Source organism: Chitinophaga pinensis, from assembly GCF_007896845.1.
Taxonomy (GTDB): domain Bacteria; phylum Bacteroidota; class Bacteroidia; order Chitinophagales; family Chitinophagaceae; genus Chitinophaga; species Chitinophaga pinensis_C.
In genome coordinates this window covers 81,315-95,799 of the sequence record NZ_VOHS01000009.1, presented here as the reverse complement: position 1 = coordinate 95,799, position 14,485 = coordinate 81,315, and the positions used below count along the sequence as shown (strand labels likewise).

Annotated in this window: 12 protein-coding genes; 9 read left to right on the top strand and 3 right to left on the bottom strand. The window is 45.3% G+C overall.

Features of this window, described 5'->3' with window-relative positions:
* Window positions 1-75: 75 nt before the first annotated feature.
* The 9 genes from FEF09_RS11715 (at window position 76) to FEF09_RS11675 (ending at window position 11,733) form a co-directional block, all read left to right on the top strand.
* Entirely contained in the window at window positions 76-2,265 is a 2,190-nt protein-coding gene (locus FEF09_RS11715; RefSeq protein WP_146305285.1) for an exopolysaccharide transport family protein, read from the top strand.
* 18 nt (window positions 2,266-2,283) lie between these two features.
* Complete coding sequence (locus tag FEF09_RS11710) at window positions 2,284-3,378, top strand: acyltransferase family protein (RefSeq protein ID WP_146305284.1); 1,095 nt, start codon at window positions 2,284-2,286, stop codon at window positions 3,376-3,378.
* Window positions 3,379-3,499: 121 nt separating this feature from the next.
* Window positions 3,500-4,942, top strand: a complete 1,443-nt coding sequence (locus tag FEF09_RS11705) for an O-antigen ligase family protein (protein WP_146305283.1) — start codon at window positions 3,500-3,502, stop codon at window positions 4,940-4,942.
* A 6-nt stretch (window positions 4,943-4,948) separates the two neighbouring features.
* Complete coding sequence (locus tag FEF09_RS11700; protein WP_146305282.1) at window positions 4,949-5,677, top strand: TolC family protein; 729 nt, start codon at window positions 4,949-4,951, stop codon at window positions 5,675-5,677.
* Between the two features lie 15 nt (window positions 5,678-5,692).
* Entirely contained in the window at window positions 5,693-7,372 is a 1,680-nt protein-coding gene (locus FEF09_RS11695) for a hypothetical protein (protein ID WP_146305281.1), read from the top strand.
* Window positions 7,372-8,532: an acyltransferase family protein gene (locus FEF09_RS11690; RefSeq protein WP_146305280.1), complete on the top strand. Its 1,161-nt coding sequence runs from the start codon at window positions 7,372-7,374 to the stop codon at window positions 8,530-8,532. The genes FEF09_RS11695 and FEF09_RS11690 overlap by 1 nt, the downstream gene beginning before the upstream one ends.
* A 3-nt stretch (window positions 8,533-8,535) precedes the next feature.
* Window positions 8,536-9,318 carry a hypothetical protein gene (locus FEF09_RS11685; protein WP_146305279.1) on the top strand — a complete coding sequence of 261 codons (783 nt, stop codon included), beginning with the start codon at window positions 8,536-8,538 and terminating at the stop codon, window positions 9,316-9,318.
* Window positions 9,315-9,896 carry a gluconate 2-dehydrogenase subunit 3 family protein gene (locus FEF09_RS11680; protein WP_186774304.1) on the top strand — a complete coding sequence of 194 codons (582 nt, stop codon included), beginning with the start codon at window positions 9,315-9,317 and terminating at the stop codon, window positions 9,894-9,896. Before FEF09_RS11685 ends, FEF09_RS11680 begins: the two co-directional genes overlap by 4 nt.
* A gap of 136 nt (window positions 9,897-10,032) precedes the next feature.
* Entirely contained in the window at window positions 10,033-11,733 is a 1,701-nt protein-coding gene (locus FEF09_RS11675; RefSeq protein WP_146305277.1) for a GMC oxidoreductase, read from the top strand.
* Window positions 11,734-11,816: 83 nt separating this feature from the next.
* Here the strand turns inward: FEF09_RS11675 and FEF09_RS11670 are convergent, their stop codons facing one another.
* From FEF09_RS11670 to metK, 3 genes are all read right to left on the bottom strand, one after another.
* Window positions 11,817-12,392, bottom strand: coding sequence for a hypothetical protein (locus FEF09_RS11670; protein ID WP_146305276.1), 576 nt, complete (start codon window positions 12,390-12,392; stop codon window positions 11,817-11,819).
* Between the two features lie 6 nt (window positions 12,393-12,398).
* Window positions 12,399-12,833 (bottom strand): hypothetical protein, encoded by a 435-nt coding sequence (locus tag FEF09_RS11665; RefSeq protein ID WP_146305275.1) that lies wholly within the window; start codon window positions 12,831-12,833, stop codon window positions 12,399-12,401.
* Window positions 12,834-13,170: 337 nt separating this feature from the next.
* Window positions 13,171-14,424 (bottom strand): methionine adenosyltransferase, encoded by a 1,254-nt coding sequence (metK, locus tag FEF09_RS11660; protein WP_146305274.1) that lies wholly within the window; start codon window positions 14,422-14,424, stop codon window positions 13,171-13,173.
* Window positions 14,425-14,485 lie beyond the last annotated feature (61 nt).

Below are 14,485 nucleotides of genomic sequence, written 5' to 3'. Positions count from 1 at the left end.
CCAGTTTTCTCCCAAAAAAATCCGGGTAACCCGGATTTTTTTGCACGCTACAGATGTTAAATAATTACAATTAATATGGATATAATATATTTCGTTAAAGCCCTGCTGAAAAAGAAATGGTGGATCATCGTAAGTACCATCATCGCCATTGTTGCCGCGTTTGTTTTTACCCTCGGCAAACCCCGTATGTATGCCTCAGTAACCCAGATAGCCACCGGATTTACCATTAATGATCAGGTGAAACTCCGTGACGAGAATGTGAACATATTTGAAGCAGATGTAAAATTTGACAACGCCATCGAAACCATCAACTCACCGGTGGTGATCGGTATGCTGTCATATAATCTGTTACTCCATGATCTGACTACTACCAAACCATACGTACAACTTGAGGAGAACGATCTGAAATCGGAAGCCTACAAGAAAGTAGATAAACAGGTTGCTGTGACTATCCTGCGTAACAAGCTGGACTCACTGCAGGTACTCTCCTCTTATAACCCCGTAGAGCGCGATATCCTCGGATACCTGAAACTCTACGGATATGACTACGAGGCCATCCGCAAACACCTGAATGCAGGTCGTGTACAACGTACCGACTATCTGGAGATTGTTTATACTGCAGAAAATCCTGAGCAGGCTGCTTATACTGTTAATACCGTATACCGCGAGTTTATCCGTTATTACAGAAGCATGCGCTCAGAAAGATCTGTAGAAAGCGTTGAATCTTTCGATCAGCTGGCTGTACAAAAGAAAGCTGAACTGGATAAAAAAGTGGAAGCACTGCGTGCATATAAAGCCTCAGAAGGACTGCTTAACGTAGAAACAGCCAGCGGTAATGAACTGGACCTGATCAAACAGTTTGAAAAAGGACTGTCTGACGAACAGGCTAATTATAACACCATCACCTCTTCCCTCGAAAGTGTAAATAACCGTCTGGCTGCCGCCAACTCTGGTAAAACCGTTTATACAAATACTAACAGCGAGATCATCGAACTCCGCAAACAGATCAATGATCTGAATGACGATCTTACCCAGAAAGGGGGTAATGATGATGCCATGAGAACTAAACTGGCTGGTCTGCGCTCACAATTACAGAAGAAACTGGGCGCCGCTACCTCCGGTACACAGAGCGCAACAACCAAAGACGCCCTGCAGCAGGAAAAAGCCAATCTGGAAGCACAGCAGAACGCGTCAAGACTGAATATGAAAAATCTTCAGAGCCAGATCTATAAACTGAGAGGTTCTGTAGGTTCCTATGCCAATAAGGAAGCAACCGTGAGCAGCTTACAATCAGAAGTTGACATGGCGCAGGAGGAATATAATAAACTGAAGGAGAAACTGAATGCTGCACAGGACAACCAGACCACACCTGACCTGAACTTCAAACAGGTACTGAAAGGTCAGCCTGCATTCAAACCGGAATCTTCCAAACGCGTGATCATTATGGGTATGGCAGGGATCTCTGTTTTCCTGCTGACCTCCTTTATCGTATTGCTGCTGGAATTCCTCGACGGCTCACTGAAGTCACCTTCCGTATTTGAGAAACATCTGGATCTTCGTCTGATCAGCAGTGTAAACCATGCTGACCTTAATAAATACAGCATTCTGGAAGTATTGCAACGCACTACATTGCCTGATAAAACAACCAAACAACGTCAGAACACTTTCCGTGAACTGCTGCGTAAACTGCGCTATGAAGTAGAAAGCAGTGGTAAGAAGTCATTCCTTATCACCAGTACAGAATCCCGTCAGGGTAAGACTACGCTGACACAGGCCCTTGCCTACAGCTTAAGTCTGAGCAACAAGAATGTGCTGGTTATCGATACTAACTTCTGTAACAATGATATCACTGTACAAATGGAAGCTGCCCCAACACTGGAGTCATTCTCTGTACCGCCAACTGAATTGAGTATAGACAAGGTGAAGGAAATCGTAACAACCTATGCAGTATCTGGTATTGAAGTGATCGGCTGTAAAGGAGGAGACTATACTCCCTCAGAAATATTGCCGAAAAATAACCTGTTAAACTACCTCCCCTTCCTCACACATCATTATGACTTCATTCTGCTGGAAGGCGCCCCTCTTAACGACTATACCGACAGTAAAGAGCTGGCGCAATATGTAGATGGCGTAATTGCTGTGTTTTCGTCCAAGTTGTCCCTTACGCAGATCGATCGTGAATCCACACAGTTCTTTGAGACACTTGGTGATAAATTCGTGGGAGCCGTACTGAATAACGTACAGGAAGAATACCTCGAATTATAACCAAAAGTTTACCCAAAAATGCAAAGCTTCACCCTTAAGGAACTATTCAACTTTAAACCTCCCGAGGCCAACCGGCTGGGGTGGATTGACTATGCCAAGGGCATAGCGATCATCCTGGTCGTATACAGGCATGTCATCTTCGGACTGAAGGGTAGCGGTGTTATTGTACCTCAATGGCTCATTGATGGCAATAACATGTTCTACAGCTTCCGTATGCCACTGTTTTTCTTTCTCTCCGGGCTGTTCTTCGAAAGAAGCATAGCCCGGAAAGGAGAAACCGGCTTCTTTATCACCCGTGTCAATACATTGTTGTATCCCTATCTGCTGTGGGCATTCATCCAGATCTCCCTGCAAATACTTTTCTCGTCAGTTGTTAACGCCCACCGTACAGGTGCCGATTACCTGAATATTTTGATACAACCCCGCCATCTTGACCAGTTATGGTATTTATTCGCATTATTCAATGTAACCTTACTGTATCTGCTGGTAGCAAAACTTTTCCGCTACGATAAATTTGCCCAGGTACTTATATCCCTGGCGTTGCTGGCCATTGCCCCCCTTGTAAACAGTATCAGTACACTGTACGATATTGCCTTACACTACATCTTTTTCTGTATTGGTAACCTTACAGCAAGTTATTTTTTCTCTGAAAAGACACAGGATAAACTGTCTTCGGCATACGGATTGCTTGTATTGCTCCCTGTTTTCGCAGTGTGCCAGTATTATTTCCTGCATAATCAGCAAATGAACCTGTTCCTGTATACAGGAATAGCACTGGTAGGCAGCCTTTTTACCATCATGCTGTCTTTTCAGCTGGCTAAGTATAAAGCAATGCCTATTCTGAAGACATTCGGACATTACTCATTATATATCTATCTGCTGCACGTGCCGATCGTTTCGGTGATCAGATACTTTATGATCGCCACCACGTTGAGACAGCACATAGTGATTATCTTGTTACTATTGATCTTTATCGCAATCTTTTTTCCATCATCGTTTACAGATTATGTATGCGGCTCAGACTGGGCTTCCTGTTCACAGGCCCCTTTACAGCGCCTCCCTATAATCCGCAGACGGTGGCAACACCGAAAACGCCTTAATATATGGCTGTAAAAAAGAAATATAAACCGGGTATCAGCAGCGCCTTTCATGAGACAATGCTCCTGCTTTTTGTAGCACTCACGATGGTAATGCTATTCCTGAAGATCATGTTTTTTTAAAGTATTCAATTATTATGTACAGTCAGCAGGCTAAGAGAAATACCGTAATATACCTGTTCATCCTGTTATGGGTGATTGCCATACCGGCTATTGCCTATATCTCTTCCATGGACGCAAAGTTCAGCATTGCACTGTTTGGCGCCATCATTGGTCTGGGCCTTGCAGTTGTGAGTGCGATCAATTTCCGTCTCGGTTATTATTTCTATATCGTCATTTCCTTTATCATACATGTGCCGGAGAGAATGGCCAAAACTACTATGCCGGTGGGTGTAGTGATGGACCTCTTTCTCTTGCTGGTATTAGCAGGGGCGATATTTGACAAAAAAAATAAAGAGAAATCAAACATAGAGTACTTTAAGGATCCGCTCTTATTGATATTGTATCTGTATACAGCTTATATGCTGATACAGGTCTTTAACCCGAATATGTTTTCTTTTCAGGGCTGGTTCATCTTTATAAGAGTATATATCCGCAACTTTATTTTCCTGTTCATCACCCTGAAAGTATTAAGTGGCTGGAATGATATCTATAAGTTCTTCAAGTTCTGGCTGGCGCTGACAACAGCAGCCGCATTATATGGTTGTCTGCAACAGGCAGTAGGTTTATTACCTTTTGAAAGGGCATACATTGCGATGAACCCAGACAAGTTCAAAACAGTGATGATACAGGGGCGCGCAAGGATATTTTCCTTTATGGCTGACCCTGCGGCATTCGGTGTGTTAATGGCCTGCAGCACTATTATCTGTATTGTACTGCTGACCGCCAAACAAGCTGTTATTGGTATGCCTAAGAAGCTGATACTGATCTTTATGATCATTGTACATCTGCTGGCACTGGGATATTCCGGTACTCGTACAGCCTATGTAATGCTGCCTGTCGGACTACTCCTTTTCTTCCTCGTAAACCTGCACAACAGGAATACCCTGATCGCAGCAGCCATCTTCACATTCGGTATGCTGGCGCTGCTGTTCGGACCATTCTACAGCAACCCGACCATTATCCGTTTCCGTACGGCTTTTATGGGTAGTCAGGATGAATCGTTGAACCTGCGTGATGTGAACAGACATGGTATACAACCCTATATGTACAGTCACCCTATTGGTGGTGGTGTAATGACGGTAGGTAATGATGGTGTCACCTATAATCCCGGACATCGTCTTGCCGGCTTACAGCCGGACAGTGGTTATCTGCGTGCAGTACTCGAACTGGGCTGGATAGGATTGATCATTGTGTGTCTCTATACTTATATGGGCGTCCACTATGCCGTGAAGAATTACTTCAGGGAAGAACATGAACTCAATAAGCTTTTATTAATAGGCATCGCTGCGGTACTGTATGCTATCCTTGTCGCACAATATGCGCAGGAAGCGGCGGGCCTCGTTGAATCCTCAATATTTCTCAATGCCATTCTAGGCATATCAATTAAAGTAAAGTATAATCTTTCAAAATCTAAATAACAAAGTATGAAAAAGGGACTTTTCGTTATTATTGGCTTGCTCGGTTGTCTGTTCGCAAATGCACAGAGAAGAGAAACAAGCCTTTACATCCCTCTGATCGATTCCCCCGAAGTAGCACAACTGAAAGTCGTATTGGTGGAGCTTGCCATGCAGAACCCCGCTCTGAAAGTACACGATGCAAAACTGAAAGTGAATAAGTACGAGACTAACAAGGCAAAAGCCGGATGGGCCAATATGTTACAGGCATCTGGTAACCTTAACGAGTACACACTGAAGAACAACAGCAACAACGCTACCTTCTTTCCGAGGTACAACTTCTCACTGACTGTGCCTATCGGCAATCTGATCACCATCCCGAATGATGTGAAGATCGCTAAAGCAGAAAAGAAAGTGATTATCGCTATGAAGGAGGAAGAACAGCTGAAAATAAAAGCAGATGTATTGAACGCATACGAACTGTACGCTGCCAACAAAAAAATGATGGAACTGGAAGTTCCTCTGCTGGAAGACGTTTACAACCACTACAAACAAACGGAAGAAAAATTCTCCAGCGGAGATAAAGATGTAACAGTAGAAACACTGAACATCGCTTACAGAAGTTACAATGAAGAAATGGTAAGAAAAGTAATGCTGGAAAGAGATATCAGACAGGCTAAAAATGAGCTGGAAAGATTGATCGGCGTTAGCTTTGAAGAAGCTGTGTTACAGTCACAGGCACGCACCATGAATAAATAAGCGTAATTCCTGATAATGAGATATTATTTTCAAAAACACTACCCGGTTATTGCCACACTACTGTTCCTTACAGTAGTGCTGGCGATTGCCTGTCGTCAGGTACTGGCGCATACGGGTGGCCATTTCTGTTACCCGCTGGACGATACTTTCATTCACATGGCGATCGCAAAGAATTTTGCATTGCATGGCGTATGGGGTATCAATGCGCAGGAGTTCAGCGCAGCCAGCTCCTCCCCTTTGTATACCCTGATACTGGCTACCTGTTTTAAAGTCGGTATCAACAGCATCTGGATGCCATTTTACATCAACGTATGTTTCGCATTCCTGCTGGTATATATGACAGATCGCTTATTACAGCGCTTTAGTCTTAGTGCGCCGGTAAGATGTATTACGCTGCTGGCTCTCGTGATACTGGTACCTGTACCGGTAATGGTAGCCAGTGGTATGGAACACATGCTGCATGCTTTTCTGGCGATGTGGATGTTATATCTGTCTGTTCCTTTTCTGCAACCAGACAATACTACCCGCACACAGGTATTACTGCTTTCATTGGTATCCGGACTGGCTATTCTGGCCCGTTTCGAATCACTGTTCCTGCTGGCAGGTGTGGTAGTTGCGGGCATTTACAACAGACGCTGGCAACAGACAGGCGTTGTGCTTGTGCTGTCTCTGGTGCCACTGATCATCTTCGGTTATATCTCTGTACAGCATGGCGGTTATTTCCTGCCCAACTCAGTACTGCTGAAAGCCAGTAAACTGGCAGGGGGCGGCTCATCGCTGATGAACAGTATACAGGAGATCCTGATCTATAAACTGCTCTATGGTAATAATACGATGGTAAACATTTTTACCAACCGTTATTATCCGGAAGGGTCTTCGTCTCTTTCCGGTACAACTGTAGTAAGGTTATTACTGATCATTCCTGCACTGATACTGGTACTCCGTCCGAATGCAGACAATGTCAATACGATCGGCAAAGTGAAGCAACTGGCATGTATTCCGCTGGTGAACACTTTCCTCCATATGGCACTGGCAGCAGTCGGCTGGCTGTTCCGCTATGAAGCTTATCTCGTAGCAATGGACCTTACGGTTGTGGCCATATTGCTTTATTACTTCGTATTGCAGCTCAGGCATGCCGCAAGGACATACTCTTTGCTTGAGAAAGCGGTTGGTGCTTTCCTCTTATTATTCCTGTGTGCCCCATTGCCATTCAGAGCACTGGGCGCCTTTCATAATCTGCCGGCAGCCGCAGGCAACATCTATGAACAGCAATTTCAGATGGGCACTTTCCTGCATAGCAGTTATGAGCATACAGCCATTGCGGCGAATGATGTGGGTGCGGTAAGTTATCTGTCCAATAATAAAATACTGGACCTCTGGGGTCTGGGAAATAATGAAGTAGCTGCCGGAAAACTGCATGGACAGTATTCTCCGGAGTTCTTACAACGATTCAGCGAAAAGGAAAAAGTGAAGATAGCGGTAGTATACGATACATGGTTTGACAGCAAACTGCTGGAGCAATGGAAGAAAGTCGCCTCCTGGAAGATCACAAATAATGTGATCTGTGGCGGAGACGAAGTCTTCTTTTATGCGGTAGATCCTGCGGAGGCCACTTCGTTATACAACAAACTGGCAGCCTATAAACCGTTGCTGCCACCAAACGTAACAGTCACCTATTATCCCATTCAGCAATAATGCAAACACAGCCAAATTATATTAAAAGTCTGGACGGCATCCGCGCCATCGCCATCTTACTGGTAATGGCTTTCCATTTCGGTATTATCCGTTTTGGCTGGATGGGCGTACAACTTTTCTTTGTGCTGTCGGGATTTCTGATCAGCAGTATCTTACTGAAGGACAAAGAAAGACCGGCCCCATTACCCCAACGCCTTAAAAAATTCTGGATCAGGAGAAGCCTGCGCATTTTCCCGCTGTATTACATCTACCTGACGGTATTTGTGATCATCTGTCTCTTTACGGCTTTTCCTCCCGGATATTTCCACGACCTGCCCTACTTATATTCCTATACCTTCAACCTGACCAGAATCACAAACAGCTGGCATGAAAGCCCTGTATACACGCATTTCTGGTCGCTATGCGTAGAAGAGCAGTTTTACCTGTTCTTCCCATTTGTCATCTTCCTGTTGTCCCGGTCTTCATTACGTGCCCTGTTGGTGGCGGTGCTGATTGCAGGCCCCGTTTTCCGCTGGTCATTTGGTAATTATCTGGCGCAAAGCGGGAAGACCACTTTTGAGATTTTCGACGTCATATACTGGTTTCCCTTTAGTCATCTGGATGCCTTCTTTACAGGAATGGCAATCCCGCTGCTAAGTCTGAAAGACCGTATTAAACGTCCGGAATGGCTGTTTGTACTGGGTTGTGCCCTTGCCCTGTCTGCCGGATTGGTCAATTACTTTACTGAAGGTCACGGTCATTCCCTGCCTACTTCCATGGGTTACAATTTTGGTGATATCAACAGCTATCAGCACGTATGGTATTATACAGTGCTGAATCTCTGTGCAGCCTCTCTGATCCTGCTGCTGGTATCCAGCTATAGCAGCTTTGCAGGCAATTTTATAAAAAGGATATTAGAGAACAACATCCTGGTTGCTATCGGGAAGGTCTCTTACGGTATGTACATTTTGCATTGGGTCATACAAACGCAGCTGGTAGAAAGATGGATCCCTGTCAGCGAAAGCAACAAATACTGGTTATTCCTCGTGGATATTCCTATCGTCTATGCTTTTGCGCTACTCAGCTTTCACCTGATCGAACAACGATTTATTCAACTTAAAGATAAGTTCACTGCCGGCAACACACCGGTAAAGGCAAGCACACTGAGTACAAAACACTAAATGATGAAACGAGTATTAATCCTGGCCCTGTTGATTGTCCTGACAATGGCAGGCGCTCCCGGTCCCCTGGGCGATTTCAGGGAGATCACCGTCCCGACCGATGAATGGCACAAAGTGCCGGCTTTACTGCACGTTCCGCAGGGAAGCGCAAAGGAAAAGTATCCACTGATTATCTGCTTTCATGGCAGAAGTATCGCAGGTCACGACATTTCCAAACTCTTCCGGGAAGGTATTCCCCGTCAGATTAAGGAAGGCCGCAAAATTCAGGCGGTCAATAAGGCAGATGGTAAGCTGTACAAATTTGTGGTACTGGCACCACTCGCTGAAAGCTGGGGGATCAATCCGCCACAGCTGGAATTTATTCTGAATGATGTACTGAAGAAGTATCCCATCGATTCCTCCCGTATTTACCTGACAGGGTACAGCGCAGGCGGATGGTGTACACTGATGTCCATGACAGATACCAAACACCTGACATCCCGTATCGCAGCCACTGTACCTATGTCTCCGGCACCGATGTATCCGGAAAATTACGGTAAGTTCAAACTCGTCACTGATGCAGGCGTACATGCATGGTATTTTGCCGGCACTGCGGAGCCTCAATTTCTCGAAAACAGCATCCGCTGTATAGATAGTACCAACCACTATCAGAAAGGGCTCGTAAAGCTTACAAAACACGATAAAGGGCATACAGGCTGGCATGAGTTCTATGACCCTGCTTACAGGGATAGTATTGACAACATGAGCATCTACGAATGGATGCTGCAATTCAAGCGAAAAAAATGAACAGAAGAAAAGCCATCGGTAGCCTGCTGCTACTCTCCGGAGCCGGCGCGGCCACATGGGCAGGTCTCAGATTCCGTAGTCTCTACAGCACTCCCGCGCTGGACAAACTACAACTGGATGCTTACCGCGAACTGATCACTGAACTGGCGGAAACGATCATCCCGGCAACCGATACGCCGGGAGCAAAAGCCGCAGGCATTACGCCCTTTATTATCAGGATGGTTACAGACTGTACACCTAAAAAAGAACAGAACAGATTTATCGAAGGACTGGAAGAAGTCGATACCTATGCGAGGACGCATTACAAAAAGGCATTTGCACGTTGTACAGCGGAACAACAAGAGGCAGTAGCCGCTCATTTTGAAAAAAGGGACAGGCCTTACAAAGGCATTGCAGGAAAGATCTCCCACAAAGTATTGGGAGATTCCTTCTTCGTTATCATGAAAAAGTACACAGTCATAGGTTATTGTACCTCGATGGAAGGCGCCACACATGGCCTTGCCTATGATTATGTACCTGGACATTACACAGGATCAGTATTACTTAAACCCGGCCAGAGAGCCTGGGCCACAGAATAATAAAAGGTTTCAAATTGTCATTATCCCTACGAAACTAAGAGATACCAGAAAAGCTATACCGCATTAAGGTCTATGTTATGCTTAGTCACGGGGGTGACCAATTGCAACGAAAACGGGACATGTAAACACCACGGTCATGAATCTGAATACGAAAAGCGCACAGCTGCGCACGTATGATGCCATTGTCATAGGATCAGGCATCAGCGGTGGCTGGGCGGCTAAAGAATTATGCCAGCAAGGGTTAAAGACCCTTGTACTTGAAAGAGGTCGGAACGTAGAGCATGTAAAAGACTACCCGACTACCTTGAAAATGCCATGGGAATTTGCTCATGGTGGCATGAACACAGAAAAAAACCGCGAAGAGGATCCTATCCAGAGCGCGGAGTATGACGAGGGAAGCAGGCATTTCTTTGTGCGTGATAAGGACCATCCTTATGTGCAGGAAAAGCCCTTCCACTGGATCAGAGGTTATCAGGTAGGCGGACGTTCCCTTACGTGGGGCCGTCAGAGTTACCGGTTGAGTGACCTTGATTTTGAGGCAAATGGAAAAGATGGTCACGGCGTTGACTGGCCGATCCGTTATAAGGATCTGGCGCCGTGGTATAGTTACGTGGAGCAGTTTGCCGGTATCAGCGGACAAGCCGAAGGGCTTTCGCAGTTGCCGGACGGAGACTTCCTCCCTCCCATGGAAATGAATATACTTGAGAAGCATTTCCGGGAGCAGGTAAAGCAACGTTTTGACGGCCGCTGTGTGACAATAGGACGCGTCGCCAATCTTACCAGAGGCTGGAATGGACGCACGCCTTGTCAATATCGTAATCTGTGTAGCCGGGGATGTCCTTTCGGGGGGTATTTCAGCAGTAATGCGTCTACCCTGCCGGCAGCTGCTGCCACAGGAAATATGACACTCCGACCCTTTTCTATCGTTGCAGAAATACTGTACGATAAAGAAAAAGGAAGGGCCAGCGGGGTGAGAGTGATCGATGCAGACACGAAGGAAGTGATTGATTTCTATGCGAAGATCATCTTCCTGAATGCTTCTACCATCGGATCAGCAGCTATACTGCTGCAATCTGCCTCAGCGGAGTTTCCGCAGGGACTGGGCAATAACAATGACCTCGTAGGCAGACACCTGATGGATCATCATTTCAAGGTGGGCGCGATGGGCGATTACCACGGAATGGATGATCGCTATTATGAAGGAAGAAGGCCTACAGGCATCTATATACCCCGCTTTCGTAATCTGGATGCAACATCCTCCAAAAGCGATTACGTACGCGGTTTCGGTTATCAGGGATATGGAGAACGTGAAGGCTGGATGTATACAGGTCTTACTGAAGATGGCTTCGGAAAGTCATTCAAGGAAAAGTTAACCCATCCGGGGAAATGGGCATTCTGGCTGGGCGCATGGGGAGAAACACTTCCCTATGCAGACAACAGAGTGACGCTGGACGCAACACTGAAAGACAAATGGGGACTGCCACAGGCGAAGATCGCATTTAGTATCCGCGATAATGAAAAAGCGATGCGGAAAGATATGCAGACAAGTGCCATGGAAATGCTGGAAGCAAGTGGCTTCTCCAATATTTCAGGGTTTGACTATAACTATGTCGGAGGAGAATGTGTACACGAAATGGGAACTGCGCGTATGGGGCATGATCCGAAGACGTCTGTGCTCAACGGTAACAATCAGCTGCATGACGTAAAGAATGTCTTTATAACAGACGGTAGTTGTATGACTTCCTCCGCGTGTCAGAACCCCTCGCTGACCTACATGGCCCTGACAGCAAGAGCCTGTGATTTCGCAGTAAAAGAGCTGAAAGCAGGGAATATTTAAACATTGAACTACTTATTGATAAACCGCCCACAAGCACAAAAATGAAGGTGTATCGTTTTGATACACCTTCTGCTTTTATACTGCTAATTACGATCTTTACCTTGTCTGATCCAGTCGATATACCAGTCTTCACCAATATGCGTAGCTGCGATCTTCATATCATAACCTGCTTTGGTAAAGGTTGATTTAAACACACAGTGCCCACCTCTCTTGATACCACCGAAATAACGGGCGAAATAGTAGCCTGCAACGTTCTTGCGTAACTTCAGTTCTTCTTTTACAGCGTCAGGATTTTCACCGTAGTATTTATCTTCGATCTTCTCGAGGCTGAAGCCACTTTTAGTAATATCCTTACGGATGCCATTAAACCATTTCTTCTCAGCGTTCAGATAATCTTCTGAGAAAACGTCGATAGATTTGATATAAGCCATATAAGCATCCACTTCGGCATCTTTGACACTCTTAATAGTATCTCCGCTCATTACAAAACATTCTTTGTAGCTGTACAGTTTTTCTGCGGTAGGTTTTACTTCCAGCAGTTTATACATTTTCTCCATCTTGTCGGTATCCTGTTTGTATTTACCTTGCGCAAAGCCGGCGGTAGCGGCGCTCATACTAAGGAAAAGCAGGATGGCTTTTGGGAAATTCAGTCTGATCATGGTGTATTATGGTTTTTTCTTCTTTAGTTCAAGTACAGCGGATGCAGTAGAGTCAGATCCGTCTCTGAATTCACCACGGATGCTTAATCCGTTTTTAGCCTGTTTAAGGATCTCAAATGGCGTCGGATCAAAGCCATCAGCATCACTGATCACCAGATAGATTTTCCCGGCGCCAGGGCCTCCCGCTTTGCCATTTCTGATCTTCCATCTGATCGCTCTCTCCTGTTTGTTTTTACAATCTTTCTCCTGCTGCCCTACGGTGTATTTGCCGGTCCCATCGGCGTTCAGTTCATATACCATGTCTGTCGCGCAGGCGTCTGTCTCTGCCTCAAATTGTCTGGATGATTTGCCATCCCTGTTGATATCTACAGGATCGTCGAAGGTCAGTGATTTGAAAACGTAAATTCCGGGAACGGCTTCTTTGTCAACCGATTGTGCCATGCATGACAATGAAAGAAGTCCACAGAGGACTGTTAAGGGGAATAGGTATTTCATGATATAGGGTATTGTCCTTTCTTTGCCTCTTATTGGTCTGACTATACTTACTGTACGTTAGTGCTACGTGTACAACGTAGCACTAACGTACAGTAAGTATAGTCTAAGGCTTATTTGTTATAACGTACGCTAAGATAGCAGATATATATCATATTAATAAAATATGAATACAGTATAGTAAGTACTTATACTCAGCACCTCTGACACGTGCATGCTGTAAAAGCAGAAAGGTCGTCCACCAGACGGTGAACGACCTTTCTTATAACTTGTACATTACGACTGATTACAGTGCGAATGCAGCTTTTACTTTTTCTACGTAGTCCAGTTTTTCCCAGGTAAACAGTTCCACTTCTACTTTCTTCTCGTTCTTTTTACCCTTGTTGAACACTTTGCTGACTACTTTGCTGTCGCGACCCATGTGACCGTAAGCTGCTGTATCGCTATAGATAGGATTACGCAGTTTCAGGCGCTGTTCGATAGCGTATGGGCGCAGGTCGAAGATTTCTTCTACTTTTTTTGCGATCTCACCGTCAGTCATTTTAACTTTAGCAGTACCGCGTGTATCGATGAACAGACCACATGGTTTAGCAACACCGATAGCGTAAGAAACCTGTACCAGTACTTCGTCGCAAAGACCGGCAGCAACCAGGTTTTTAGCGATGTGACGGGTAGCATAAGCCGCAGAGCGGTCTACTTTGGAAGGATCTTTACCGGAGAATGCACCACCACCGTGAGCACCTTTACCACCGTAGGTATCAACGATGATCTTACGGCCGGTCAGACCGGTATCACCGTGAGGACCACCGATTACGAATTTACCGGTTGGGTTGATGTGATAAGTGATCTGGTCGTTGAAGAGCGACTGTAATTCAGGTTTCAGCTGTGCTTTAACACGAGGGATCAGGATTTTGATCATATCTTCCTTGATCTTTGCCAGCATTTCACCTTCTGCAGCGAAATCGTCGTGCTGTGTAGAGATAACAATTGTATCTATACGAACAGGTTTGTTATCATCAGAATATTCGATAGTTACCTGTGACTTGGCATCAGGACGCAGGTAAGCAATTTCTTTGTTCTCGCGGCGTACAGCAGCCAGTTCGATCAGCAGTTTGTGTGCCAGATCGAGTGCCAGCGGCATATAGTTTTCAGTTTCGCGGGTAGCGTAACCGAACATCATACCCTGGTCACCAGCACCCTGTTCTTCCGGGTTTTTACGTTCAACACCCTGGTTGATATCAGGAGACTGCTCATGAATAGCAGAGAAGATACCACAGGAGTTAGCTTCGAACATATATTCACTCTTCGTATAGCCGATCTTACGGATTACCTCACGAGCAATTTCCTGCACATCCAGGTAAGCTTCAGATTTAACTTCACCGGCCAATACCACCTGACCAGTTGTTACCAATGTCTCACAAGCTACTTTCGAAGTTGCGTCATAGGCAAGAAAATGATCTATCAATGCATCGGATATCTGATCGGCCACTTTATCCGGATGGCCTTCGGAAACTGATTCTGAGGTAAATAAATAAGGCATAAACTTTTTGAATTTCGGCTTTTAGATTAGTATTGATTCAGTACAATTTACCATTTTTTCG

Bases quoted from the DNA above. Each gene is read 5' to 3' on its own strand.
- FEF09_RS11715 (WP_146305285.1), top strand. From the start codon at position 76: ATGGATATAATATATTTCGTTAAAGCCCTGCTGAAAAAGAAATGGTGG.
- FEF09_RS11710 (WP_146305284.1), top strand. From the start codon at position 2,284: ATGCAAAGCTTCACCCTTAAGGAACTATTCAACTTTAAACCTCCCGAG.
- FEF09_RS11705 (WP_146305283.1), top strand. From the start codon at position 3,500: ATGTACAGTCAGCAGGCTAAGAGAAATACCGTAATATACCTGTTCATC.
- FEF09_RS11700 (WP_146305282.1), top strand. From the start codon at position 4,949: ATGAAAAAGGGACTTTTCGTTATTATTGGCTTGCTCGGTTGTCTGTTC.
- FEF09_RS11695 (WP_146305281.1), top strand. From the start codon at position 5,693: ATGAGATATTATTTTCAAAAACACTACCCGGTTATTGCCACACTACTG.
- FEF09_RS11690 (WP_146305280.1), top strand. From the start codon at position 7,372: ATGCAAACACAGCCAAATTATATTAAAAGTCTGGACGGCATCCGCGCC.
- FEF09_RS11685 (WP_146305279.1), top strand. From the start codon at position 8,536: ATGAAACGAGTATTAATCCTGGCCCTGTTGATTGTCCTGACAATGGCA.
- FEF09_RS11680 (WP_186774304.1), top strand. From the start codon at position 9,315: ATGAACAGAAGAAAAGCCATCGGTAGCCTGCTGCTACTCTCCGGAGCC.
- FEF09_RS11675 (WP_146305277.1), top strand. From the start codon at position 10,033: ATGAATCTGAATACGAAAAGCGCACAGCTGCGCACGTATGATGCCATT.
- FEF09_RS11670 (WP_146305276.1), bottom strand. From the start codon at position 12,392: ATGATCAGACTGAATTTCCCAAAAGCCATCCTGCTTTTCCTTAGTATG.
- FEF09_RS11665 (WP_146305275.1), bottom strand. From the start codon at position 12,833: ATGGCACAATCGGTTGACAAAGAAGCCGTTCCCGGAATTTACGTTTTC.
- metK (WP_146305274.1), bottom strand. From the start codon at position 14,424: ATGCCTTATTTATTTACCTCAGAATCAGTTTCCGAAGGCCATCCGGAT.